The following is a 25,697-nucleotide window of genomic DNA, read 5'->3' on the forward strand; positions in this document are numbered from 1 at the left end:
CGCAGGAAAGGGCTCCGACCCCGCCAGCACAACCGCGTCAATCCTTGGTAACGCGATTGATCTCGGCCAGGCTGGTCACACCCGCCGCGACCTTCCTCAATGCCGACTGCCGCAGGTCATTGACCCCGATCGCCTGCGCGGCTTCGGCAATCTGCAGCGCATTGCCACCGGCCAGCACGATCGTGGCGATCTCGTCGGTCATCGGCATCACCTGGTAGATACCGGTGCGGCCCTTGTAACCCTCGGTGCATTCATCACAGCCCACCGCCTCATGCAGCTGGATGCCCTCATCCAGCTGGGCCTGGGTGAAGCCCTCGGCCAGCAATGCATGCTCCGGCAGCTGCGCCGGGCGCTTGCAGTTCGGGCACAGCCGTCGCGCCAGACGCTGGGCGATCACCAGGGTCACCGAGCTGGTGATGTTGTACGGCGCGATGCCCATGTTCATCAGGCGCGCGATGGTCTGCGGCGCGTCGTTGGTATGCAGGGTGGACAGCACCATGTGGCCGGTCTGCGCGGCCTTGATGGCGATCTCGGCGGTCTCCAGGTCGCGGATTTCGCCGACCATGATGATGTCCGGATCCTGGCGCAGGAACGAGCGCAACGCAGCGGCGAACGTCATGCCGCGCTTGTTGTTCTGCTGCACCTGGTTGACGCCGGGCAGCCGGATTTCCACCGGGTCTTCCGCCGTGGAGATGTTGCGCGTCTCGTCGTTTAGAATGCCCAGCGCGGTATACAGCGACACCGTCTTGCCCGAACCGGTCGGCCCGGTCACCAGCACCATGCCGTATGGCTTGTGGATCGCATCCAGGAACAGCTTCTGCTGGTCGGGCTCATAGCCGAGCTTGTCGATGCCCAGCTTGGCGGCACTGCCGTCGAGGATACGCAGCACGACCTTCTCGCCGAACAGCGTCGGCAACGTGCTCACACGGAAATCGATCTGCTTGGACTTGGACAGGTTGAGCTTGATGCGGCCATCCTGCGGCACGCGCTTCTCGGCGATGTCCAGCTGTGCCATCACCTTCAGGCGCGCGGCGATGCGCTGGTTCAACTTCACCGGCGCGCGCGCGACCATCTTCAACAGCCCGTCGATGCGCAGGCGCACGCGGTAATCGTCTTCGTACGGCTCGAAATGGATGTCCGACGCGCCCTTGCGGATCGCATCGACCAGCACCTTGTTGACGAACTTCACCACCGGGGTGTCGTCGCCCTTGGCATCGATGCCGGAGTCGCCGCCCGCGCCATCCTCATCGCCCAGGCCCACGTCGAGGTTGGCCATCCCCTCATCGTCACCGCCCAGCGCGTCACCCAGCGTGTCGTGGCTGGCGTGCCACTGTTCCAGAGTGCGGCGGATCTGGTCCTCGTCGACCAGGATCGGCTCCACCACCAGGTTGGTGTGGAACTTGATCTCGTCCAGTGCGTGGGTCGGGTTGCTGGTGCCGACGAACAGCTTGCCGCCACGCTTGAACAGCGGCAGTACGTTGTGCTTGCGCAGCAGTTCCTCGCTGACCAGGCTCATCGCGTTCTGGCTGGCATCGAAGGTCGAGACGTCGAACAGCGGCATGCCGAACTCAACCGCATTGGCCGCGGCCAGCTGTGCTGCCCCCACCACCTTGTTCTGCGCGAACCACTGCGGCAGCGGCTGCCGCGCGGCGGCGGCCCGGGTCATGGCGTCGCGGGCGGTGGCCTCGTCCAGCGCACCATCCTGGACCAGGCGGCGCGCCAGCCCGGTGATGCCGACAAGGTTGGGGGATGAAACAACGCTCATGGGATTCCTCGTTACTCGTGCCCTGACGGCCGGAATTCAGTTTCAGAAACGGGTTGCCGGCCCATAGCGGCCAGGTAGCTCAGCAAACGCAGGGGTCCGTTTCCTCGCGCATCGGGCGCGAGCGCCTTCCAGTACTGGTCCGTCAGTTGCCGCGACGCCGTGGTATCCCCCAGCTGCCGCGCAGCGTGCTGCATTGCACCGAACAGATAATAGCCGGTGGCAGGGTCGGCCAGCAGCATCGGCGCATGCTCGCTGCCCAACAATCGCCGGCCTTCCGTGAGTACAGCGTGGTGGTCGTCGGTGGCCGCGGCGGCAACCAGGGCAAGGCTGGCGGACACGACGGGATCTGCCGGGGTGCAGTCCATCCAGTCGCGCTGCGCCCAGAGGGCCGCCCGCTGCGCTGCCGGCAGGAACGGGATCGTTTCTCCGGCCAGCACGAACAGCAGCCGGGTGGTTTCCATCGGAGATCCGTCCAGTTCGCAGCGCGCTGCCAGCCCACGCAGCGCCTGCGCACTCATCCAATCGGCATCCGCCACATCCGTGGGCGCCTCGCCCTGCAGGAAAGCTGCCACGGCCCGTGCGGTCGGACGTTTGTCATCCCGGCTGGACGCCGGTTGCGGCAGACCCGCCGCAGTAGCCGTCACCTGCCCCGTTGGCGGGGCGCTGACGATCCGCCAGGGGGCCGTCATCACCTGCTGGAAATCACGGGTGAACGCCCCCTGGAAACGTGCCACCGGGGCATTCAACTTCAAGGTCGGGAAGTAATCGGAATTGCGCGCGGCCGGATACAGAGGAACGAAGGCGCGCAGCGCTGCGTCATCCATGGACAGGGCGTTCTCCAGATCGGCCACCGAATGCACGCCGATCCGCGCCAGTTCCCCGCGCAGCTGCGGCTGTTGGAACAGGCTGCCCTTCATCGGCGGCAACGTGCCCTTCGGCGTCGCCACCAGGATCAGGTCGCCACGATTGGCCAGGTAAGCGCGCACATCGGAGAACTGTTCCAGCAGCCCCGCCAGTACCGAGCTGACCAGTTCGGGGGTGATCTCATACAGCTGCAGCCACTGCACGAACACGCCACCTTCGTTGAGCTGCTGTGGCACGAACGCATAGAACTCGTCGCTGAACAGCGCCGCCGTTCCACCCACCCAGGGATTGGACGGCTCGGAAATGATCAGATCGTACTTGCGCGGACTGGCGGCGAAATAGGACTTCGCATCGTCGATCACCACGTGCGAGCGCGGATCGTTGAAGGCGCGCTCGACACGCTCGCCGAACAGACGCGCGCCCTCCACCATGGCCGGCTCGATCTCCACCGTTTCCACGCGCCCGACGCGCTGGTCGCCCAACAGCGTGTGCGTGCTGAGCCCGGATCCGAAACCGATCACGCCGACGCGCTGGTAATCATCGCGCAGCGCCAACGGCAGAGCCGCCAGCAGGATCATGGTCGATTCGTCGCTGGTGGGTGCCTGTACCATCGACACGGCCATGCCTGCATCCACTTTGCCGTTGGTGGCGATGGCACGCATGCGGCCGATCGGCTGGGTGCTTTCATAGACCGCCACGGTGGCCGTCTGCCCATCGCGCGAGAACAGCATCGTGGCGGTATCCGCCAGACGGGCCGTGCCATGGCGGTACACCGACGAATTCAGCACCAGCGGATCGAAGCGGACCAGCACGACGGCCGCCACTACGCCAGCGACACCCAGCGCGCCAGCCTGCCACAGTGGCGAGCGCAGACGGCCCGGGGCCGCAAGCCGAAGGCGCTGCAGCAGCACCAGGCCCAGCACGATGTCGACCACTGCCGCGACCAGCAGCGCGTACTTCAGCCCCAGCAGCGGCATCAGCAGATGGATGGCCGCCAGCACACCGACGATCGCGCCGAGCGTATTGAACGCATAGGCCTGGCCGATCGCGCGCTCGCCCTGCCCGGCGCGCAGCAGCGCCAGGGTCAGCAGCGGCAGCGTCATGCCGGCGAAGAACGCCGCCGGGAACATCACCAGGCCGGCAATGGCGGCACTGGCCAAGTTGTACAGCACGTAACCATCCGCGCTGCGCACGATGACCCGCATCAGCCAGCCGACCCAATCGAAGGCCTGCGCATAGACGAACATCGAGGCCAGCGCCGCCAGCCCCATCCACACCTGCACCCAGCCTGCCACCCGCAGGGGCGACGGCATCCGGTCGGCGCGGCGGCGCAGCCACAGGCCACCGAAGGCGATGCCGAGGATGAACGCCGCCAGCATCAGCTCGAACGAATGCAGCGTGGTGCCGAGTGCGAGCGACAGCATGCGCACCCAGGTGATTTCGTAGACGAAGGACGACGCGCCGGTCGCTGCCGCGACCAGCAGCACCAGCCGCACCGGCACTGCAGTCTCCGGTCGTACGCCGCCGGCAGCCGGCGCGGCGGAGGCCACTACCGCAGGCGCGCTGCCGTCGCGGGCCAGTGGATAGACCAGGATGGCCACCACGATGTTGAGCAGGCCGGCACTGAGGACGGTGCCCGGCAGCCCTACCGCCGGCAGCAGCGCGTAGGTCGCCACCAGGGCGCCGGCGGCCGCGCCCAGGCTGTTGGAGAAATAGAGCCCGGCCAGCACCTCACCCTGCGACCCGGGCTGCAGGCGCATGTAACCCGCACTCATCAGCGGGAAGGTCGCGCCCAGCAGGATGCATTGCGGCAGCACCAGGGCCGTGGCCAGCGCCCAGCGCAGCGCCGTGGACGAGGTCCCCTCCATGCCCGGCATGAGGTGGGTGTACGCCCAACCGGTGACGCCCTGGAACAGCCCGTCGAAACCGATGCCCAGCACCCCGATCACCAGCTCGATGACCGCGTAGGCCAGCAGCGGCCGGCGCAGCAGCGCGCTGCGGCGGCTGACCAGCCACGCCCCCAGCGCCATGCCGCCCATGAACAGGATCAGCACCAGCGATTGCGCGTGCGAGGAATGCCCCAGGAACAGCCCCAGGTACTGCGTCCAGATGGACTGGTAGATCAGCCCGGCGAAGCCGGAGAGCACGAAGATCAGAAGCAGCCATGGGCCATGGCTGAATGAAGGACGGCGCATTGCGAACTCCCCAGTCGCACGGTCGATTTCAACAGAAGAACAAACTTCGCGGACTCAATGCAAGCGCGCGGCCAGACGGGATCCGGACAACCCGCAGCGCCCAAACGAAAACGGGGAGCCTGGGCTCCCCGTTTCCGTACGCGAGCAGCAAACGCCAGTTACTCGGCAGGTGCGGCCTCACCCTGGCACGAACCCGGGCGGTACTTCGAAGCGATGGAACCTTCGCAGGTCCACTTCGGGATGACGCCATTCGCCACGTTGCTGTCGTCGGCCTTCAGCGTGATGGTATCGCCATCGATGTCATCAGCAATGCCACGCGCGGTCGCGGTGATGGTCTTGGTGGTCGCATCCCATTCCAGCTTGTCGACATACTGGGTCTGCTGGAAATCCGGCTCCCAGGTGGCCGGCGGCAGGGCATTGTTGCTGGCCACGTATTCCGACACGTCGGTACGCAGCGAAGAAGCCGCAAGGATCACTTCCGAGACCTTGGCCTTCTTGGTGTAGTTCGAGTAAGCCGGCAGCGCGATGGCGGCCAGGATGGCGATGATCGCAACGACGATCATCAGTTCGATCAGGGTGAAGCCCTTCTGGTTCTTCATGGTGGTACGTCCCCAAGTAGTGGTGGTTGATTTTCCGGGTACGGCAACCGGCCGGCCAGATGACCGGATGAGCAGGCTGCCCGCCCCCGCGGGTGGATCAACGCAGGTTGCGTGCCAATCTCCCATGGCCACGCCTCCCCCGATTTCCCCGCGCCAATGATGGCAGCTATTTCGCGGATGGGAACCCCCCTGCTCCGAATCTGCGATGGACGCGGCAATGTGACGCAGCGCGTCACCTTCCGCCTCGACGCGTCGAAAACCCTGCACGCCGTCACGCCGGCAGGCTCCCCGGACGGGTCTGAACCAGCTACCATCGCCGCTCAGGATGCCCGCCTGGGGATGGCGGGCCTGGGGAGCCAACATGTCTGTGAGTCGCAGTGCGATCAAGAAGGAGCCCGTGGCCCGCGCCACGATGGAGCTGCAGCCGTTTGTCTGGGAGGGGACCGACAAGCGGGGCATAAAGATGAAGGGCGAGCAGCTGGCGAAGAACGCCAACCTGCTGCGCGCCGAACTGCGCAGGCAGGGCATCAGCCCGGGCCAGGTCAAACCCAAGCCGAAGCCGCTGTTCGGTGCGGCCGGCAAGCCGGTCTCGCCGAAGGACATCGCGTTCTTCAGCCGGCAGATGGCCACGATGATGAAGTCCGGCGTGCCGATCGTGTCGGCGCTGGAGATCATCGGCAGCGGGCACAAGAACCCGCGCATGAAGAAGATGGTGGACACGATCCGCACCGACATCGAGGGCGGCTCGTCGCTGCACGAGGCCATCAGCAAGCATCCGGTGCAGTTCGATGAGCTCTACCGCAACCTGGTGCGGGCCGGCGAAAGCGCCGGTGTGCTGGAGACCGTGCTGGACACCATCGCCTCCTACAAGGAGAACCTCGAGGCACTGAAGGGCAAGATCAAGAAGGCGCTGTTCTACCCGGCCATGGTGCTGGTGGTGGCGTTCCTGGTCAGCACGATCCTGCTGGTCTGGGTGGTCCCGCAGTTCGAGGAAGTCTTCCAGAGCTTCGGTGCCGACCTGCCGGCATTCACCCAGATGGTGGTGAACCTGTCACGGTTCATGGTGTCGTGGTGGTGGCTGATCGCCATCGTCGCCATCGGCGCGGTGGTGGCGATCGCCATGACCTACCGGCGATCGGAGAAGATGCAGCACACCGTCGACCGGCTGATCCTGAAGGTGCCGGTCATCGGCCAGATCATGCACAACAGTGCGATCGCCCGCTTCTCCCGCACCACAGCGGTGACCTTCAAGGCCGGCGTGCCGCTGGTGGAGGCCCTGGGCATCGTCGCCGGCGCCACCGGCAACAAGGTCTACGGCGAGGCGGTGCTGCGCATGCGCGACGACGTTTCGGTCGGCTATCCGGTCAACATGGCGATGAAACAGCTGAACCTGTTCCCGCACATGGTGATCCAGATGACCGGCATCGGCGAGGAGGCCGGCGCCCTTGACACCATGCTGTTCAAGGTCGCCGAATACTACGAGCAGGAGGTCAACAACGCCGTGGATGCCTTGAGCAGCCTGCTGGAACCGATGATCATGGTGTTCATTGGTACCATTGTCGGCGGCCTGGTCATTGCGATGTACCTGCCGATCTTCAAACTGGGCGCCGTCGTCGGATAAAAATACATGGCTTTTCTCGACCAGCACCCCGGCCTCGGCTACCCCGCCGCGGCCGGACTGGGACTGCTGCTGGGCAGTTTCCTCAATGTTGTCATCCTGCGCCTGCCCAAGCGGCTGGAATGGCAGTGGAAGCGCGATGCGCGCGAAGTGCTGGAGGAACCGGACTTCTACGAGCCGCCGCCGCCGGGCATCGTGGTCGAGCCGTCGCACTGCCCGCATTGCAAGCACAAGCTGTCCTGGTACGAGAACATCCCGCTGTTCAGCTGGCTGATCCAGGGGGGCAAATGCCGCCACTGCAAGGCGCCGATCTCGCTGCAGTACCCGCTGGTGGAAGCGATGACCGCCCTGCTGGTGCTGGCCTGCGTGTGGCAGTTCGGCTTCGGCTGGCAGGGCTTCGGCGCCATCGTGCTGACCTGTTTCCTGATCGCGCTGTCCGGCATCGACCTGCGCACCCAGCTGCTGCCCGACCAGCTGACCCTGCCCCTGATGTGGCTGGGCCTGATCGGCAGCATCGACAATCTGTACATGCCCGCCAAGCCGGCCCTGGTCGGCGCGGCCGTGGGCTATCTGTCGCTGTGGACGGTCTGGTGGCTGTTCAAGCAGCTGACCGGCAAGGAGGGCATGGGCCATGGTGACTTCAAGCTGCTGGCGGCGCTCGGCGCCTGGTGCGGCCTGAAGGGCATCCTGCCGATCATCCTGCTGTCCTCGGTGATCGGCGCCATCGTCGGTTCGATCTGGCTCTACAGCCGGGGACGCGATCGCGCCACGCCGATTCCGTTCGGCCCGTACCTGGCCATCGCCGGCTGGTTGTTCTTCATGTGGGGCGAACCGCTGGTGGAGCGCTACCTGGCCCTGAGCGGCCTGCGCTGAGGGGGCCGCCGTGAGCCGCTACGTGGTCGGCCTGACCGGCGGCATCGCGGCCGGCAAGAGCGAAGTGACGCGGCGCTTCGAAGCGCTGGGCATCGTGGTGGCCGACGCCGATCTGGCCGCCCGCGCGGTGGTGGCCACCGGCAGCCCGGCACTGGCCCGCATTGCCGACCGGTTCGGCACGGACATGCTGCTGGCCGATGGCAGCCTGGACCGGGCGCGCCTGCGCACCCATGTCTTCGCTGACCCGGCCGAACGGACGGCACTGGAAGCCATCACCCACCCCGCCATCCGCCTGTTGATGCAGCAGCAGTGCACGCAGGCGCCGAGCCCGTACGCCATTGCTGCGATTCCGCTGCTGACCGAGGTGGGCGGCCGCCAGGCCTATCCATGGCTGGACCGGATACTGCTGGTGGATGCACCGGAAGCCGTACAGCACGCCCGGCTGATGCAGCGCGATGGCATCGACGCCGCCCTGGCCGACCAGATGATCGCCGCCCAGGCCAGCCGCGCGCAGCGCCGGGCAGTGGCCGATGACGTGGTGGTCAACGATGGGCAGCCGGACGACCTGCAGGCGCAGGTGGAGGCGCTGCACCATCGCTATCTGGCGCTGGCCGGGAGCTGACCCGGCGGACACGTGCCCGGCTTCCTGGCTGCGCTGCGCGGTGAGCCGAGCGCGAGCCCGGCTCTGCCAGGATCGTCAGCGTGACCTACTCCACCTGCTGGCGGGCGTGGCGGACCAGTTCACGGGCGCCCAGCAACAGGCCGTCGACCACATCCGGACTGAGCTGCTGATGGACGCCCCCCTGCTCACGCGCGGCTGCGGCGGCGTGCAGCACCTGAACCAGCACGTCCAGACCCGCCAACGTACGACCGAGTCCGGCCTGGGTTGCGACCTGTACCGGACTGAGACCCTCTACGTCCAGCCGTCTGCCATCAGCGCCGTCGCGACCATCCATGCGGGCCAGCAAGGCGGGAAGCAGGTCCTGGGGGTCATCCAGCAGGGCTTCGAGCCGCTCGGCAGCATCGGCAGGAAGCCGGTCGGCAGATTCGCCGATCAGGGCGCAGAGATGGGGAAACAACGGACGTGCGGACATGGTGAGGCTCCTCGCAGACGGCAGGCCACCTGCAGATGCAAGGTGGCGGACGGTGCGGGTTGGCGTACCGGAGACCAACATTCAGCAAAGAAGCTCCAGCGGATTCTGATGAATCCCCACGCACCGCCCGCCGTTGACTAGGCATGCGGTGCATTTTCCACGATGGACCTTCGCCCACCGATAGATTGCTGAATGTCGGTCTTTTTCAGGACGCCAATCCCGGCCGGGGCACCCGCCCCGGCCCCGCCATCACGCCATCCAGCGAAGCGCTTTTCTGTAAGGGAATTGCCAAGCTACGGGTGGCTGTAGTGATTCGCGCAGTGGTGCACGCCGAGGGCGCGGCACGCATCACGCACTTGTCGTGATGGGCCTTGCTGATGAAGTGATACCGCCGCACCGTGCGCGCCGGTTGCGACAACCCGCGCGACGCGGAGCATCCGTCAGGCCGAGCACACGCTGCCTGACCTTCTAGGCCGCCGCATCTTCCACAGCACTCCCCCTGCGCAATGCCGCTTCCGCAACGGCCGCACCGGGCGGGTTGAGATAGCAGGTGCGCCAGCGCAGGTAGCCCCACTGCCAGTAGTACTCGCGCCCCGTCACCTGCAGGGCTTCGTCATAATTCTCGGGGTGCTTGCGCCATGCCGTCAGTTCCTCCAGCTCCTGCACCGACATCGCCAACGGCACCCGCGGCTGGAACATCTGCCCAGCCCGTTGCATGCGCTCCCGCTCCTGCCGGTGGGCCTGCTCCATCGCGTCCAACTCCTGCATCCGCTGCCGATAGGTGTCACGTTCGCGCTGCTGCACGTGCAGCCACTCGTCATCGTCCAACCCGAACGGCTTGAACCAGGCCCGCGAGTCGTGCACGTAGCCATCCAGAAACGTCGCCACGGGTTCCGGTGGCACCTGCCGCGACGCCCATATCTGCTCGATATGACCATCCAGCCATTGCTGCTCCTTCTGGCCGCGCAGCGTCGCCTGCACGAAGTCCGTTGCCGGAATGCTCTTGTGGGGCGGCAACGCGAGCATGCCGTGGTGCGGCGTGCTTACCGGTGCATTACGGATGCGCTGTGTCGCGTTGTTGTAGCGCATCCCCCTCACTTCCATTGCCAGCTCGGTGTTTCCGCCGCGCAGATCCGCACGGTCCTGTGCCGACGCCCTCTGGAAGGCGGGCAGGCTGGCGAAATCATCCAGATGCTGGCGCCGCCACAACAGGTACTGGCGATAGTGCGCGTACATCAGCACCGCCGTGCGATTGGCCTTGGACGCGGGATTCGTGCCCGGCAGGAATGGCGCCATCGTCTGCAGATAGGCGTTGTAGTGCTGGCGCAAAGCGGGAGAGACCTCGAACTGGCGCTGCAACTCCACGCGTGCCTTTGCGATAGGCAACAGTGGCACACCTGCCGCCAAGGCGTGCCTGTACATGTCGCACAGCGGAATCTGCGAGAGCTTGTCTGCGTCATTCGGCGAACGCCCCTGTTCGCCCGGTGCATACCCGCCACCTACGTCCGAATGCACCCCAGGGTAGATGATCTGTTCGCAGTTCGTGCCATCCACCAGGTCCACCGGGAATGAACCCCGTACTTCATGTGCGGCCACCATGTGCACGCAGCGGCGTACATCGGCGGGAATACGCAGGTCTTCGGCTGCCGCCCAGCCGCCGTGGCCGTCGAACACCGATTCAAAGAAGCTCTGCGCGGCACCCACCGAAGCGACCGTATCGAACAAGCCCATGAAATCGATCTGCACGGGAATGCCACACAGGCGCAGCGGACCCGGTCCGGGATCGCAGGCATCGCCCAGCCAGTTGCAGAATACGCGTGCCTCGGCCGCGCCCCGCGAGAAGCCGAAGATCGACAGGCGGATGCGGTCCACCCGCGGATTCTGCGCCTGGAACGGGGCCACCTTCTTCGCGAGAAACGCGCGGCGTTCCTGCAATACTACCCGGCGCGATGAGTGATCGGCGCGGGCCAAGTGGGTGCCACGCACGCGCTGCAAGGCACCGACCATGTTCCAGAAGCCGCCGCTGAGCGAATTGCGCAGATCGAGCTCCTTCTCGCCTTGGTTGACAGCCAGATAGTTGGACAGCGGCATTCGTGCTGCCTGAGCCAGGCGCTCCACGTCCTGAAGGCTCAGGCGGAGATCGGCACTCATCTTCCGCGCGACCGGGACAGTAGAATCAAAGCCCATGGCGGAGGTGACGGTGGTCTCGGCGAAATGGGTCAAGAGATGGTCCTGGACCCGCATCAGCATCCAGTTCACCCGACCCTCGCCGCCCCAGCCGGCTGCCGCGCCGGCGCGCGCGTGCCAGCCTGTGCCGGTGTCGCCGATCTCTTTCAGCGCCTCCGTGCCTACGCCTTGGATGTAGCTCGCGAAGCGGGTGGCACGCTTATCGGAATTTGAACCTTGATCGCGGTCAAAGACATCAAAGAGTCGTGAGATGTTTGATTCCGTCTTATCTTGCCGGAGAAGGGAGTTCAGTCTGTGGTTTCGCGTTCCATCGAAAAAGCAACCAAGAAAGAGATCAGTACCACAATCTGAGGATGACCCCGCACTTGCTCCAGCGTTGCGAGCGGCTTCGCGATCATTCAATTCGGTCATATTGTCAGAAGCTGGAGAAGATGCCGCCACTCTCATTCATCCACCTCCTTGGGCAAAGTTTCCAACAGGAACTGCGCGACCCTCTCTTCGTCGCGCTCACGGCTGGCGAACTCTATGTCGTATTGGAACTTCGGATAACCAGGAAAATACGGCGTTGCTACCACTCGCACTTGGTCATCCGGGAAGTACATAAAGTAAATAAACCCATCAAGAAACGGCTTGTAGGGCGCCACGAGGATGTCCTTCTCAACATAGCTTTGAGGATCCTTCAGAAACATGCTGCTGGTGCGGTAGGCCACGGTAACCTTGAGCCCCGGATGCCAGAGCCGGGGCAACGTCACACAGCAAGTAGCAGCATTGCCACTCGATCGCGGCTCCATCCCCCCTGCCCAGACATCGTTGATGTAGACCCTACCCAACCCATCATCCGAGTAGTTGGCCACACCAATCATCAGATGCATTTCCGATGGCGCATTGGTGATGTCATGGCCAGAAGCGAAATCAATAATGATCGGCGTAGTAGGATCGGGCGGCGGCGGCCCGATCCTGAACTCCATGAACTTGAGCGCGACACCTGCCAGGGCCAGCAGTGCGAGGCAGATCAGGGCGAGCCTCGTCAGCAGTTTCCTCACGACCTTCATTTGATCAGGGGGTGTCATTCAATTGGGTCCCAGGTTATGGCCGCACAGCGGGGTATGATCCGCTCGCAGTCCGCACCATCCACCAGACTCGCCGGGAATGAGCCGCACTTCATGCGCGCCCAGGGTTGGCACGCAACGGCGCACAATCGCCGCCCTCCATCCTGATCGAGGGCTCATGCGTCCTCTCCGGCTGAGCGCGCATCCCACGCGGTAACGGCCCTGACCGTCATCCGGTGCGCCAGCGCCAGGTGGTCGATACCGCGCCGCGCCAAGCGCGCAAGCACGACGTCCGCACAACGATGTACATGTGAAGGCATCATGTTGTCCGGTCGCAGTGATGGCCGCTGCAGCACGAAGCGGGCGATGGCATCGGCCTGGCTCTGCCGGCGTAGTGCCGCTTCCTGTACGGCGGTGAACATCAAGGGGCTGGCATCGATAGCGAACAGTGCCCCCCCGGCGCCTGCCACGCGCATCCAGCCTCCTGTACGGGTGGGCAGATACCAGTCCTGCAGTCCGGCCAGCACGCGTCTGCGTTGATTTCCATCCAACGCCTCAAGCAGGATGGCTGCCGCTCTCCCGTCAGCCCAACGCAGCAGCCAGGGCTCTCCCACGCTGGACTCGCCTTCCCAGATCCGTCGCAGGTGGTGAATCAGCGCCCCCGGATCGGCCGTAGTACGCAGGACAGACAGCATTGGCGCACCACGGCTCAGGGCCAACAGCGCCTGCCAGCAACGCTCGCGTGCACGGGCATCATCGGGAAGGGTGAGCAGGCAGGGCGACAAGCGGTCCAGGCCCTCGCCCGCGTAGCGATGCTTGAACAGTGGCTGGATGCTGGCTGACAGCGCGTGCAGCGATTCGCAGGCAGTCGGCGCGAATGCCCTGTCCACTAGAACATGTGCAGGCAGGGCGTTTGCCGTCTCTTCGTCAGTGCCCTGCCACGGCAGCCCGGTGTGCTGCCATGGGTCAATCCAGGCAGGCTCAACCATTCTTCAAGGACCATGGCAATCCGGCCTGCATCGCCTTCTGCAGGCACTCCACACAGATCGTCTGCGGGAACTGCGGCAGGGGAAACAGTTCCTGCGCCGGACCGACGAAGGTCCGCCGGCCCGCCCTGAAGGTCAGCGTACCCGGGCACGTCACCCGCAGATGTCCATCAGTCAGCGTGATCGCGGCACCCTCCGCAGTGGCGATGTGCAGGGCGCGACCGGCCGCCAGCTGCACCTCGCCCTGGCCGCTTGTCGCCCGCAGACGGGCCCGTGACTGCAGAAGCACCGCGTCGGCCTGGGCCTGCAGGTCAAGCTGTTCTTCGCCGGCCACTACACTCAATCCCATCTGATCCGCGCGGTGCGCCGCACCGGCCAATACACCGATGGCCTGGCGTCCCTGCCAGCGGGCATGGCCGACGACGATGGCCGCGGAGCTGCCGCCACTGGCCAACAGCGTGCAGTCCCGAACTCCCATCTGAAACGCCTGACCGGCCACCTGGCAGATGCCAGTCGGTGCCGACAGGCCCAGCACGGGCGACCGTGTGGCGGGAACCTGCTCACCGGCGGTGCTGATGCTGCGCGACGCCGCCACGCTGTCGGCCAGAACCTGCAACACCGATGAGCCGCTGGCCTGCCGGACACAACCGCGCAGCCGTATCGTCTGGTGCCGCCGCGCTGCGTCATCAAACGTCTGCCCCAGCACCAGGGTCCGCCGCAGCAGCGCAACCGGTGCCATCCGCAGCCCCGCGGGATCACTGGCAGTCCGCGCCGTGCTGTCCAGCCACAGACCTGCCGTGGCACGTACCGCTCCCCATGCGTCGCTACGCAGCTCGTATCCGTTTCCGCGCAGGCTGCCGCGATAGTTGTGCTGCTGGTGACGCAATTGACCCAAACTGAGTGAACTGTGGCGCTGGGTGGTACCCAGCCTGACCTGCAGCTGGCTGTCGCTGTCATCGAATTCGAGGCTGCTGCCCCCCTGGCCGTCCCAGCTCTGCGAACTGATGCCCCAGATTGCACCCGCGTTGCGCTGGGCGCATTCGCCGGCGCCAGCGGCATGCCAACGTGGCGCCTGACCACCGGCCAGATTGTTCTGGGCGCTGGTGGCCGCATCACTGGCCAGTGCCAAGGCATCCGGACGCGATTCCCCGCGACCGTTGTAGAGCGCACCGACCACGAGGGGCCTGCGGATGTCTCCGTTGATGAAGTCCACCACTACCTCCTGACCCACGCGGGGCAGGAACTGGCTGCCAACGCCAGGGCCGGCGAAGCGCTGGGCGACACGCAGCCATCCACTTTCCGCCCTGCCATCGGTGGCGAAGCCAAACCGCACACGGATGCGCCCTGCGCTGTCCATGTGCAACGGTGCGCCGTCGTCGCCGCCCAGCACGGTGGCCAACTGTGGTCCAGGCGCGGTGGGACGATAATCCGGGTCCTCCAACCGACGTCGCCACCGCTGCTCAAGCGGGATGGCCTGGAACCGGTTTGCGTACCCCAGTGCCTGCGCGCGTGCTGCTGGCACGGTATCGGGCAGCGTGCAGGCCGGCAGGTCCTGCTGGAGTTCGGCCACCGACGGCAGCAGATTGACTCCGGCATGGTTCACTGCCGTAAGCAACAGCGCGGGCGCCGCTCTCTGACCCGGCACCGGCAGCACCTCGAATGCCTCGCCCGGCTCGAAGTCCGGCTCGGTCCCCTCGCCCGTCCAGCGCCGTTGGTCGCACAGTGCCGCTTCAGCCTCCCGCATCACCTCGGCCAGTGCTTCACGTGTGGTCTGCCACGCCGCGTGGCGTGCTGGCGCGTAGTCTTCCAAAGAACCATCCGCCGCGTCACGCACGGGCAGGCTTGCCGATATCACACGGAACGCATCGTCATTGTCCGTCACGCGTGTCATTCGGGTTGGCACCACCCTGCGGGACTCATGCAGGAACGCGATGCCCGGGCTGTCCACCACCCGCTGCGTCCGGTGCACCCGCCGAAGACCCGGGAGCACGCTGCATTGCGTGCTGTCGCCAATGATCATCAGCGTGTGTCCACCCGGCGCCTCAGGCCGTGCTCGAATGCACCAGCCCAGTCCTTCCTCGGCCATCAGCTGCTGCAGGAACGCCATGTCCGACTGGCGATACTGCACCCGATACCCCCGGCACCGCCGGTCCAGCGTACTCGGGCTGCCAGCGTGCCAGCACCAGTGTGCAAGGGGTGCGTGTTCCGAAAGCACGGTATCGATGATGCTGGCGACGTCCTCATCCTGGAATACTCGACTGTGGCGACTGTCGTGCAGCCAGGCTGTCCAGTCCGCCAGATGGACGCGGTAACGCACCAGACTGCCAACACAGGCCACACGTTCAACGCTGCGGATCAGTCCGACGCGGACGACCTCTCCTCCTTCCGGAAGGCGGGTGGTGATGCTTGCGGGCCGCGTCAACCAGTCGTCCAGATCCTGTTCGTGTTCGTCACCCAACAGGTCGATCTGGCAGCGCAACTCCCCAGACAACGACTCGTGCCCATGCCATCGCTCGACAATCAGCCGCGTGGCGGTCGGCCCGCAGAACCGATGGACACGCGAAGACGCCTCGCATGCGGCAGTGAATGATGATGATCGATGATGCATGACAGCTCCCTCGGCAGGCATGACCTGCGATGACGTTTGCTGCGCCTGGCGCTGGCCGCGAGCTGACGCCGGGCACGTGCCCGGCGTTGCAGAATCGTCGTTGCGGCGTCCCCGGCCATCACTGCAATGTGGCTGTCCCCCTGATTCTCTCGGCCTGCAGCTGCTGCTGCACGTGACACGTCAGTTCCCGCGCGGCCAGAATCAGGCCTTCCATCGCGCCCGGTGGCAGCACGTTCTGCTGGCCGCCCCGCGTGCGCGCGATGTGCGCGGCGTACATCACCCGGGTCAGGGTGCCGAGACCTTCGACGGCGCGCCTGAGATCGGCAGGCTGCGCTGCGTCGGCGCTGACGCCGCCGGCGTCGACTGGCGTCTGCTGGGCCGGCATCTGGCCGTCGCAGCGGGACAGTACGTCCTCGACGCGCTGGGCGACGTCCGGAGACAACTGGCTGATCGAATCACCGACCAGTTGATGCAGGTTGGGGTAACGGATGCGATGCGACATGGCGATGCTCCTGGCAGCCGGCAAAGTGCGCGGACTGGCATCTTGGCCATCTGCACGTCCGGCAATCAGGAGGTAAAAGCGTCAACTGCCCTATGACTACCCGGAACCGTGAGATCGGACACGCAGCGGACGCGGCAGAGCGTGCGCGCGCCGGGTGTCTGGCCGTGCAGAACAGATACGTTCATGCCGTTAGCGACAGCGACGCCCTGGAAGAGGCGTCCCTGTAGGGCCGGGCCCTGCTCGGCAGGCAAAGGATCTGCTACAGCGGCCTGGGCGAGAACGTCAGCGTTGCGATCACGCCGCGCTCGCCCCCGGGGCGCACGCTGACCTGCCAGCCGTACAGGTCGCAGAGGCGGCTGACGATCGACAGGCCGATGCCGCCGCCCTGCGAATGGCCCGCGTGCGTACCGCGGTAACCGCGCTGGAACAGCTTGGCCGCATCTTCCTCGCTCAGGCCCGGACCACTGTCGGTGACCGAGACCGAGTTGGCCCCTACGTGCACGCGCACTTCGCCATCCTGCGAGTACTTCACCGCGTTGCCGATGAGGTTGCCCAGCGCCACCGAAAGCGCGGCCTCAGGCGCGTCGATCACCAGGTTGCGCTCGCCCTCCAGTGCCAGTTCCAGCGGCTTGCCACCCAGCTGCGCGCGGTGCGCGTCCAGCAGCTGCTCGGCCACGCGGGCAACATTGCTGGTGCCCTGCCCCCGCTCGTTCCGCGACAGCAGCAGCAAAGCGCCGATCAGATCACTGCACTGCTGCTCGGCACGCTGGATGCGCTGCAGGCGCTGCAGCACCTTTTCATCCAGGCCGGGACGGGTCAGCAGCAGCTCGGTGGCGCCGCGGATCACCGCCAGCGGCGTGCGCAGTTCGTGGCTGACGTCCGCATTGAACTCACGGTCGCGCTGCACCACTTCGGTCAATCGCGAGGAGTAGTCGTCCAGCGCCTGGGCCAGCTGGCCCACTTCGTCGTCGGGGAAGCGCGGCGCCAGCGGCTCAGGCTCGCTGGTGCCGCCCCGGTAGGCGCGCAGGCGGGCCGCCAGGTCCGATACCGGCTTCATCACCTTCGAGGCCGACCACCAGCCCAGCACCAGCGACAGCAGGCTGAACACCAGCACCGACAGCACCAGTGCGCGGTTGAGCTGCTTGCCACCGCGCATGCTGTCGGTCATGTCATAGGCGAGGAAGAACCAAGCGTCGGGCGTTTTTCGCACGGCCAGCTTGTAGGAATAGGGCTCTCCGTGTTCATCGCCACTGACGCTGTGGATGCCATCGGCAAAGCCCGCCCATTGCGCGCGCTCTTCGCGCACCCGGTCGAACTTGTCCTTGGAATACGCGTACGCCCGGATCTGCAGCACCGGCGCATCCGGGTTGTGCCCGGGATGCTCGTAATAGCGCCGCGCATACTCGTCGATGTTGCGGTTCATCAGCTCCTCCACCAGCTGGTTCTCCACGCGCAGGCGTGCCCAGTTGGTGGCGAACGCGAACAGTGTTGTCAGGCAGAAGCCCAACAACACGAATGACACGATGATTCGACTGCGCAGGCGGCGCCGATACGGCGTGCGCCGGCGCTCCCCCTTCGTTGCCACGGGATCAGCTTTCCGGGGTGGCGATGCGGTATCCGATGCCATGGCGGGTCTGGATCAGCGGCACTTCGAACGGCTTGTCGACCACGGCACGCAGACCGTGGATATGGACGCGCAGCGAATCCGAGTCGGGCAGTTCCTCGCCCCACACGCGGGTTTCCAGTTCCTGGCGGGTGACCACGGCCGGCGCCGCTTCCATCAGCGCCTGCAGGATTTTCAGTGCGGTCGGGTTGAGCTGCAGCAGCTTGCCCTGGCGGCGCACTTCCAGCGTGTCCAGGTTGTACTCCAGGTCGCCGGTTTCCAGCACGCGGGTCTGCACCCCCTTGCCACGTCGGGACAGCGCGTTCAAACGCACTTCCACTTCCTGCAGCGCGAACGGCTTGATCAGGTAGTCGTCCGCACCGGAATCAAAACCCGCCAGCTTGTTGTCCAGCGAGTCACGAGCGGTCAGCATCAGCACCGGGGTCTGCTTGCGCGCTTCGTTGCGAAGCTTGCGGCAGACCTCGATTCCGTCCATTCCCGGCAGGTTGAGATCCAGCACGATCGCGTCGAACTCGTGCACTACGGCCAGATGCAGTCCGGTCACGCCATCGGCGGCGAAGTCCACGGTGTGGCCCCGGTCCTCGAGGTAGTCGCCCAGATTGGCCGCAATGTCGCTGTTGTCTTCGATTACCAGGATTCTCACTGTCACCTCTAGTTGACGAATTTTCCGACGCGCTGGGCTTGGCCCATATCACGCTGTGCCTTGTCCTTCTGCCGGGCGCGCTCGGCGACAGTCATGCACTGCGTCGTGTGCCGGTTCGAACCCGTGGCTTTCTCACGTTGGCATATTAGACGACTATCTTCACGTGACTGTGTCAAAACCGTGTTCACGACCTGCTGGTCGTTGATGACATCGGTTCGTACCCGTTCAGGCATCAGATCCCGGTTCGGGTACTGCTCCACGGCAGCGCGCAGGCGCACCAGCGCTTCGCGGACCCGGCTGCGGTCGGCCATCGTCAGCTCGCTGTAGGTCTCGCCGTCGTTGAGTTCGACTTCGATGCGCTCGAGCTGCTGCTGAAGCGGCTTGCCGGAGGCAAAGACCTCGCCGCCCTGCTTGGATGCGGAGGCGGTGGCGGCCAGGGCCAATCCGGAGAACAGGAGCGCAGGCAAAAGGAGGGACTTCATGGCAAACGGATCCTTGTCTGAGTTGAGAGCCGACTGTATTCGCACCACCTTCACGCCAGCAAGTGCCACGCGTGGGGGCGGCGGACGGCCTACCGGTTGCTGGCAGGGTTGAGATTGTTGAACGTGCGCTGGTCATTGATCAGCGCCTTGCCCTTTTCTTCGATGCGGCGACGTTCGGCGACAGTGAGGCAACGGCCCTTGGGCATGTTGCTGCCGGTGGTGCGCTGGTAGGTACAGACCTGGCGGCTGTCGTCGTGCGCGCGGGCGAGCAGCTGGTTGACCCGCTCCTGGTCGTTGAACACCTGCGCCTGTACCTGCGGCGGCAGCTCATCGACCCGCTGCCGGTCCCCCATGCGCTGGGTGATGCGTGCCAGCGCCTGCTGGATCTGGCTGCGGTCATCGGCGCTCAGTTCGGCGTACTCCGGCGCCTGCAGCGCCTTCTCGACCTGTTGGACCTGGCCGGCAACCGGAGCCTGGCGATCCATCTGCAGGGCGCTCTTCTCTGTCTTGGCGACAGCAGCGCCCGACAGGCACAGCACCAACGCGATCATCGTGACGCGATACATCGCCTACCTCCCGGTCCATCGGAACGAAGGCCCAACTCTACGAGCGCCTCCGGGCCGCCACAAGTGGCGCGTGGCCTACGGACGCGCATAAAAAAGGCCCAGGCGGTGCACCCGCCTGGGCCTGAAGTCGTATCCCGATACCGATCCTGCTGAGAGGCAGAGCTGCGGTTCGCTGAAGCCTACGCCCGCACCGATTAAAGGCATGTTAAAGCAGCGTCTCGCCGCCCAAAGAGAATCTCAACTTACTGAAAAATCAGGATTTTTTCAGCTTCTCGACGTGCTCGATGATGCGCATGGCCACGTCCACCCCGCAGGCTGCCTCGATGCCTTCCAGGCCCGGGGTCGAGTTGACCTCCAGCACCAGCGGGCCCCGCTGCGAGCGGATCAGGTCGACGCCGCAGACCGACAACCCCAGTGCCTTGGCCGAGCGCACCGCGACCTGCTGTTCGGCGCGGCTGGCCTTGGCCGCCACGGCGGTGCCGCCGGCGTGCAGGTTGGAGCGGAAGTCGCCTTCCGGTGCCTGCCGCTGCATCGAGGCCACCACCTGGTCGCCGACCACGAAACAGCGCAGATCGGCCCCCTTGGCCTCACCGATGAACTCCTGCATGAGGAAGTTGGCATACAGGCCACGCAGCGCCTCGACGATCCCGCGCGAGGCACTGGCCTTTTCGGTCAGGATCACGCCGCGCCCCTGCGTTCCCTCGTTGAGCTTCACCACATGCGGCGGCGGCCCCAGCATCGACAGCAGATCGACGGTGTCATCGGGGTTGTCGCCGAACACCGTGACCGGCATGTCGATGCCTTTGGCCGCCAGCAGCTGATGCGCGCGCAGCTTGTCGCGCGAGCGCAGGATCGCGTCGGACGGATTGGGCGTACGCGCGCCCATCAGCTCGAACTGGCGCAGGACCGCAGTGCCATATCGCGTGATCGACGCACCGATGCGCGGAATGACCATGTCCACACCGGTCATCGGCCGCCCTTTGTAGTGCATCGAGAATCCGTCGGCAGCGATGCGCATGTAGCAGCGCAGCGGATCGAGGATGCGCACCGTGTGGCCGCGCGCACGCCCCGCCTCGACCAGCCGGCGGGTGGAATACAGGGAGCTGTTGCGGGACAGGATGGCGAGCTTCATCGCGGCGGGATCGATCGGCAGGCGCGCAGCATAGCGCGGCCGTGTGGCGGGCGGATGATGCCGCGTGGTTGCCGAGACAGGGCGCCACAGTCCAGCCAGCAACAGCCCGACACCGATGCCGTCGGGCTGCGGCTGCCGCGTTTTATCGGCCCGTGTTGATCCGTGCAACGACCTCCCGCACCCTCTTGGTGTAGGCCGCCAAAAGCTCTCTGGACTGCTCCGGCGTGACCGCCTTGCCGACGTGGCCAGGCTGTGCGGCATAGTCCCGCTGGAAATCGCACATTTCCACGGATACCGCGCTGCTGACGTCGTCCTGCGCAACGGAGGGCGCACCGGTACTGCCATCCGCATTGACGTTGATCATGAACGCGCGGTCGCCCGTGTAGCCGCCGAAGCTGTTCTTCGCGTTGACCATCCCGCAGACAATCGTACCGTCGAACATCGCAAACGCCTGACGGATGACGATCTTTGCCGAGTCAGGATCCTTCAGCGCCCGACGGACCCCCGCCTCCGCTATGGCCCGATCAGCCTCGACCTTCTGTTTTCTTGCATCTTCTTCGGTCGGCGTGCACGCCGCCGCAATACCCATCAACGCAACCGCAAGAATCCGATTCCGCATTCCCCCCCCCCCTGCCACTGGCTTGAATGTTGCCGCACTTTACCGGCTTATCGCCCCGCCAGACCATCGGCAAGCACGGGAAGCGCCCACGCTTCACCGACTCACAGAGCCGGCAGGCACAGAAAGATGCAAAAGGGGAAACATCCAGGTTCGCGGCCGATCCGGAAAACACACGCATCGTTGCGGAAGATGGAGCGGGCGATGGGAATCGAACCCACGTCAGTAGCTTGGGAAGCTACAGCTCTACCATTGAGCTACGCCCGCGTCGCGTGGTGAAAGTCTATGCGGTCGGGCCGGTGTTGCGCAATGGTGGCCACCGCATGCGCCGGGCATGGCCCGACGCTGCCATGCAGCCTTCCCAGGCCCTTGCGGGGCCTGGGAAGGTGCGTTCGTCAGAAACTGCCGCTGAAGCTGGCAAACAGCGTCGCGTCACGTGCACGCTTCTGCGCGGTGGAGGTGCTCAGGCCGATGTTGCTCTGCAGCCCGAACAGCTCCGTGCGGGCGCCCAGCACCACGGTGGCGTAATCCTTGTCGAACTTCAGGCCCGGCACGCGGTAGCTGCCCAGCTCCGGCAGGGACTGCAGCCAGGCGCTGGCCTGCTTGGTGTCTTCGAACTCGTGGTCGTAGGTGGCCTGCACGTAGGGCTTGAAGGTGCCGCCATCGAAGCGCGCCTGCCAGCCGATGCGACCGACAGTGGAGTCCAGCTCCTGGTTGTTGTAACCCAGCGCAGTGGCCAGCGTGCCGGCGTCGGCGCTCTCGGTATAGCCGTCGATCTTCACCTTCTGCCAGATCACGGCAGCCACCGGACCGTGGCGGAAGCCGCCCTCGGTGCCGAACTCGTACCCCGCATTGATGGCGGCGGTGAGATTGCTGCCATCTGCCGAACCGCCATGCTCACGGGTGGCCGGACCCAGCTGCACCTTGCGGGTCACGTCGTAGTCGAGCCAGCTGTAGCTGACCTGCCCGTTGACCCAGGCACGCTCGCCGTACCAGCCAGCGAACAGGCCCAGCGTGGTGTCGGACTGGGTGTAATCGCCGCGGCTGTTGCCGAAATCGGCATCCATGCGTCCATAGCCACCGAAGCCGCCAAAGACCATGCCGTCACGCGACCAGTCGACACCGAACAGGCCGGCCGGCGCCAGGCCGTCGTAGAGATCGGCGTGGTCATAACGCTGCATGTCGCCGCGCACACCGCCCCACCACGACAGGCCGTCAGCCGGACGACCGCCCAGATGCATGCCGACCTGGTCGGCGCGCGAACGGCCGATGGTCTGCGCCGAATGGCTGAGCACCTGCTGCAGGCGCGGGCCTTCCAGCACGGATACCGCGTACTGGCCCAGCAGTGCATGGCCTGCCGTGGTCGGATGCACGCCGTCGGCGAACAGGTAGGTCTTCGCGGCATCCGGGCTGACGTAGGACGTCGGGTTGCAGCCGATGATGCTCTGCGTCGAATTGGCCGGGTCGATGGTGCAGGCCGTGCTGGTGACGTTGGTGAAACCGTACATGGCCGGATTGGCGGCCACTTCACTGAGCACCGTGAAGGTATCCAACGGGATGAATTCGATGCCCGCCTGCTTCAGCCCGCCATACAGGGCGTTGTTGTAGCCGGCCGACAGCGCGGTGGCGGCGGCGGCATTGGGGCCACGGAAGGACGGCGTCAGGCCGACGTTGGGCAGGTTCGGCACCAGCACGTACTGGGCGCCCGCCTGCTTCAGCGCGCCGACCAGGGCGATCTGGTCGGTGACGGCCGCGCCGATGATGGCCTGCGCCTGTGCCGGCGCCGCAGCGGCCGCGAACAGGTCGTTGGCGCCGCCCCAGACGGTGTACAGCGCGTTGGCATCGGCTTTGCCGCCATTTGCGGCCAGGTAGCGGGTGAGTTGCGTCTTCAGCGACGGAATGGGCCCCAGGGCACCAGTGACCTCCACCGACACGCGCGCACCGCCGGCGGCATAGTTGTCGCCGTTCTGGCCGTTGCCGTTGGGCGTACCGTTCAGGCCGTAGTAGTTGGCGACCTGCTGCGACCAGACCCAGCCCGGATTGGTGGTGAACTGACCGGTGACCGGCTGTGTTGCCGGGGGCAGCAGCGGCCGGAAATAGCCCGCGTCGGTCAGGCTGTCGCCGAAGAACACCGCGTGCGAGTAAGGGGATTCGCCTGCCATGGCCGGAACCGCAGCCAGTGCGATCGCGGCCGCCATCAGGGAGCGGATCGGGCGTTTGCTGAGCAGCATGTAAAGAACTCCTGTGGGGACGTCATTGAGGATCCGGCGTGCGTACGCCGGCGCACGGTGAATGGTTTCACCGCACCGACGATTGCTCACGCTGCGCCGCCGCATGAATTGCCGCGCAGCCCGCCAATCGCAGGCTGCGCCGATGCGGGCGCCGTGCGGAGGAACGGATGGTTTCCGTCCTGACGGGCCATACGCGACAATGCCGCCATGAACATCCAGCTCAACGGCGAACCCCGCACCCTGCACGCTTCGGCAACCCTCCATGACCTGCTCGAGGCCGAGCAGCTGCTGCAGCGCCGGGTGGCGGTCGAGGTCAATGGCGAGATCGTCAGCCGCAGCCGCCATGGCGAGCATCGCCTTGCCGAAGGTGACGTAGTGGAGATCGTGCATGCCCTGGGTGGGGGTTGAGGCACGACGCCCACGCTGCGCGCTCGCCGGGCATGGCCCGGTGCGACCCCGCACCTGCCTGCCAGCAGCATCGAAGTGACGACCCCATCTTCAGGCGGATAAGCGATAATCGCGCCATGAACGTTCATGTCTCCCCCGATTCGCTGGTGATCGCCGGCAAGACCTACGGCTCGCGGCTGCTCACCGGCACCGGCAAGTTCAAGGATCTGGAAGAAACCCGCCTGGCCACCGAGGCCGCTGGCGCCCAGATCGTCACCGTGGCCATCCGCCGCACCAACATCGGGCAGAACCCCGGCGAGCCGAACCTGCTGGACGTGCTGCCGCCGGAGCGCTTCACCATCCTGCCCAACACCGCCGGCTGCTACACCGCCGAAGACGCGGTGCGCACGTGCCGCCTGGCCCGTGAACTGCTGGACGGCCACAACCTGACCAAACTGGAAGTGCTGGGCGACCAGAAGACCCTGTACCCGGACGTGATGCAGACCCTCAAGGCCGCCGAACAGCTGGTCAAGGATGGCTTCGAGGTCATGGTCTACACCTCCGACGACCCGATCCTGGCCAAGCGCCTGGAAGAGATCGGCTGCGCTGCGGTGATGCCGCTGGCCGCGCCGATCGGTTCGGGCCTGGGCATCCAGAACAAGTACAACCTGCTGCAGATCATCGAGGACGCCCGGGTGCCGATCATCGTCGATGCCGGCGTCGGTACGGCATCGGACGCGGCGATCGCGATGGAGCTGGGCTGCGATGGCGTGCTCATGAACACGGCCATTGCCGGCGCGCGCAGCCCGGTGCTGATGGCCAGTGCGATGCGCAAGGCGGTCGAGGCCGGACGTGAAGCGTTCCTGGCCGGGCGCATCCCGCGCAAGCGCTACGCCAGCGCGTCGTCGCCGGTGGATGGGTTGATCGGCTGATGACCAATCCTTTCGACAGCGCTGGGTCCAAGGCCCCGCCCAAGCCGTTCACCGTCAGCGAGGGGCGCCGCGAGGTGCGCAGTTTCGTGCTGCGCCAGGGCCGCTTCACGCCTGCCCAGCAGCGCGCGTTCGACGAACGCTGGCCGCGCTTCGGCCTGGATTACAGCGGCCAGCCGCGCGACCTGGACGCCACCTTCGGTCGCCCGGCGCACAAGGTGCTGGAGATCGGCTTCGGCAACGGCGCTGCACTGCGCTTTGCTGCCCAGCATGACCCGTCGCGCGACTACATCGGCATCGAAGTGCACGCGCCCGGTGTCGGCCGCCTGCTGAACGCCCTGGCCGACGACAACGCCGACCACGTGCGCCTGTACCACCATGACGCGGTGGAAGTACTGCAGAACGAGATCGCCGATGGCGCGCTCGATGAAGTGCGCATCTACTTCCCGGACCCGTGGCACAAGAAGCGCCACAACAAGCGCCGCCTGCTGCAGCCGGCCTTCGCAGAGCTGCTGGTGCGCAAGCTGCGTGCGGGCGGCCGCCTGCACTGCGCCACCGACTGGGAAGACTACGCCGAACAGATGTGGGACGTGCTCGATGCGACCGCCGGCCTGGTCAACCGGGCCGGTCCACGGGGCAGCGTGCCGCGCCCGGAATGGCGGCCGCAGACCCACTTCGAGACCCGCGGCCAGAAGCTCGGCCATGGCGTCTGGGACCTGTTGTACGACCGCACCTGACGATCGCCCG

At 65.8% G+C, this 25,697-nt stretch carries 22 protein-coding genes and 1 tRNA gene; 6 read left to right on the top strand and 17 right to left on the bottom strand.

All coding sequences use genetic code 11. From position 1 onward, the window contains the following. Positions 1-37: 37 nt before the first annotated feature. The 3 genes from pilB to ACZK08_RS15405 form a co-directional block, all read right to left on the bottom strand. The gene (gene pilB / locus ACZK08_RS15395) at positions 38-1,765 is read right to left on the bottom strand and encodes a type IV-A pilus assembly ATPase PilB (RefSeq protein ID WP_053517028.1); all 1,728 of its coding nucleotides are present in this window, start codon (positions 1,763-1,765) and stop codon (positions 38-40) included. A gap of 11 nt (positions 1,766-1,776) precedes the next feature. After that, positions 1,777-4,824: a fused MFS/spermidine synthase gene (locus ACZK08_RS15400; protein ID WP_065181643.1), complete on the bottom strand. Its 3,048-nt coding sequence runs from the start codon at positions 4,822-4,824 to the stop codon at positions 1,777-1,779. Positions 4,825-4,982: 158 nt separating this feature from the next. Further along, on the bottom strand, positions 4,983-5,423 hold the full coding sequence (locus ACZK08_RS15405) for a pilin (protein ID WP_065181644.1): 441 nt from the start codon (positions 5,421-5,423) through the stop codon (positions 4,983-4,985). A gap of 361 nt (positions 5,424-5,784) precedes the next feature. Here ACZK08_RS15405 and ACZK08_RS15410 point away from each other — a divergent pair, with 361 nt between their 5' ends. From ACZK08_RS15410 to coaE, 3 genes are read left to right on the top strand one after another with little or no spacing between them, the layout of a single operon-like run. Beyond that, the gene (locus ACZK08_RS15410; protein ID WP_053517034.1) at positions 5,785-7,044 is read left to right on the top strand and encodes a type II secretion system F family protein; all 1,260 of its coding nucleotides are present in this window, start codon (positions 5,785-5,787) and stop codon (positions 7,042-7,044) included. A 6-nt stretch (positions 7,045-7,050) separates the two neighbouring features. After that, on the top strand, positions 7,051-7,914 hold the full coding sequence (locus ACZK08_RS15415) for a prepilin peptidase (RefSeq protein ID WP_053517036.1): 864 nt from the start codon (positions 7,051-7,053) through the stop codon (positions 7,912-7,914). Positions 7,915-7,924: 10 nt separating this feature from the next. Then, positions 7,925-8,536 (top strand): dephospho-CoA kinase, encoded by a 612-nt coding sequence (gene coaE / locus ACZK08_RS15420; protein WP_065181645.1) that lies wholly within the window; start codon positions 7,925-7,927, stop codon positions 8,534-8,536. A gap of 85 nt (positions 8,537-8,621) precedes the next feature. On the opposite strand, the gene ACZK08_RS15425 is transcribed toward coaE, so the two are convergent. The 14 genes from ACZK08_RS15425 to ACZK08_RS15490 all read right to left on the bottom strand — a co-directional run bounded on the left by ACZK08_RS15425 (position 8,622) and on the right by ACZK08_RS15490 (position 23,634). Then, a complete protein-coding gene (locus ACZK08_RS15425) occupies positions 8,622-9,008 on the bottom strand; it encodes a hypothetical protein (protein ID WP_065181646.1) in 387 nt (128 codons plus the stop codon). Between the two features lie 468 nt (positions 9,009-9,476). Next, positions 9,477-11,606 (bottom strand): T6SS phospholipase effector Tle1-like catalytic domain-containing protein, encoded by a 2,130-nt coding sequence (locus tag ACZK08_RS15430; RefSeq protein ID WP_196768736.1) that lies wholly within the window; start codon positions 11,604-11,606, stop codon positions 9,477-9,479. A gap of 32 nt (positions 11,607-11,638) precedes the next feature. Then, a complete protein-coding gene (locus ACZK08_RS15435; RefSeq protein WP_196768737.1) occupies positions 11,639-12,238 on the bottom strand; it encodes a DUF3304 domain-containing protein in 600 nt (199 codons plus the stop codon). Between the two features lie 182 nt (positions 12,239-12,420). Then, the gene (locus ACZK08_RS15440) at positions 12,421-13,233 is read right to left on the bottom strand and encodes a DUF4123 domain-containing protein (protein WP_065181649.1); all 813 of its coding nucleotides are present in this window, start codon (positions 13,231-13,233) and stop codon (positions 12,421-12,423) included. Next, positions 13,226-15,859: a type VI secretion system Vgr family protein gene (locus tag ACZK08_RS15445; protein ID WP_081284374.1), complete on the bottom strand. Its 2,634-nt coding sequence runs from the start codon at positions 15,857-15,859 to the stop codon at positions 13,226-13,228. Before ACZK08_RS15445 ends, ACZK08_RS15440 begins: the two co-directional genes overlap by 8 nt. A 97-nt stretch (positions 15,860-15,956) precedes the next feature. Beyond that, positions 15,957-16,340, bottom strand: a complete 384-nt coding sequence (locus tag ACZK08_RS15450; protein ID WP_065175771.1) for a hypothetical protein — start codon at positions 16,338-16,340, stop codon at positions 15,957-15,959. 259 nt (positions 16,341-16,599) lie between these two features. After that, positions 16,600-17,967: a sensor histidine kinase gene (locus ACZK08_RS15455; protein WP_065181651.1), complete on the bottom strand. Its 1,368-nt coding sequence runs from the start codon at positions 17,965-17,967 to the stop codon at positions 16,600-16,602. Further along, on the bottom strand, positions 17,930-18,607 hold the full coding sequence (locus tag ACZK08_RS15460; RefSeq protein ID WP_053517044.1) for a response regulator transcription factor: 678 nt from the start codon (positions 18,605-18,607) through the stop codon (positions 17,930-17,932). The genes ACZK08_RS15455 and ACZK08_RS15460 overlap by 38 nt, the downstream gene beginning before the upstream one ends. Positions 18,608-18,615: 8 nt before the next feature. Further along, positions 18,616-19,089, bottom strand: coding sequence for a hypothetical protein (locus ACZK08_RS15465; RefSeq protein WP_065175768.1), 474 nt, complete (start codon positions 19,087-19,089; stop codon positions 18,616-18,618). 89 nt (positions 19,090-19,178) lie between these two features. After that, positions 19,179-19,655 carry a hypothetical protein gene (locus ACZK08_RS15470; RefSeq protein ID WP_065175767.1) on the bottom strand — a complete coding sequence of 159 codons (477 nt, stop codon included), beginning with the start codon at positions 19,653-19,655 and terminating at the stop codon, positions 19,179-19,181. Between the two features lie 253 nt (positions 19,656-19,908). Beyond that, positions 19,909-20,787: a 30S ribosomal protein S6--L-glutamate ligase gene (gene rimK / locus ACZK08_RS15475; protein ID WP_065181793.1), complete on the bottom strand. Its 879-nt coding sequence runs from the start codon at positions 20,785-20,787 to the stop codon at positions 19,909-19,911. Positions 20,788-20,929: 142 nt separating this feature from the next. Beyond that, positions 20,930-21,376 carry a hypothetical protein gene (locus tag ACZK08_RS15480; RefSeq protein ID WP_065181652.1) on the bottom strand — a complete coding sequence of 149 codons (447 nt, stop codon included), beginning with the start codon at positions 21,374-21,376 and terminating at the stop codon, positions 20,930-20,932. A 220-nt stretch (positions 21,377-21,596) separates the two neighbouring features. Then, positions 21,597-21,670: transfer RNA gene (locus ACZK08_RS15485), tRNA-Gly, on the bottom strand. Positions 21,671-21,798: 128 nt separating this feature from the next. After that, positions 21,799-23,634: an autotransporter domain-containing esterase gene (locus ACZK08_RS15490; protein ID WP_065181653.1), complete on the bottom strand. Its 1,836-nt coding sequence runs from the start codon at positions 23,632-23,634 to the stop codon at positions 21,799-21,801. A 207-nt stretch (positions 23,635-23,841) separates the two neighbouring features. Between ACZK08_RS15490 and thiS the strand changes: the two genes are divergently transcribed. The 3 genes from thiS to trmB all read left to right on the top strand — a co-directional run bounded on the left by thiS (position 23,842) and on the right by trmB (position 25,687). Then, entirely contained in the window at positions 23,842-24,042 is a 201-nt protein-coding gene (gene thiS / locus ACZK08_RS15495) for a sulfur carrier protein ThiS (protein ID WP_053517056.1), read from the top strand. A 116-nt stretch (positions 24,043-24,158) separates the two neighbouring features. Then, positions 24,159-24,953, top strand: coding sequence for a thiazole synthase (locus ACZK08_RS15500; RefSeq protein ID WP_053517058.1), 795 nt, complete (start codon positions 24,159-24,161; stop codon positions 24,951-24,953). Continuing rightward, the gene (trmB, locus tag ACZK08_RS15505; protein WP_053517060.1) at positions 24,953-25,687 is read left to right on the top strand and encodes a tRNA (guanosine(46)-N7)-methyltransferase TrmB; all 735 of its coding nucleotides are present in this window, start codon (positions 24,953-24,955) and stop codon (positions 25,685-25,687) included. The genes ACZK08_RS15500 and trmB overlap by 1 nt, the downstream gene beginning before the upstream one ends. Positions 25,688-25,697 lie beyond the last annotated feature (10 nt).

This window comes from Stenotrophomonas sp. 112478_Sma (assembly GCF_056479905.1).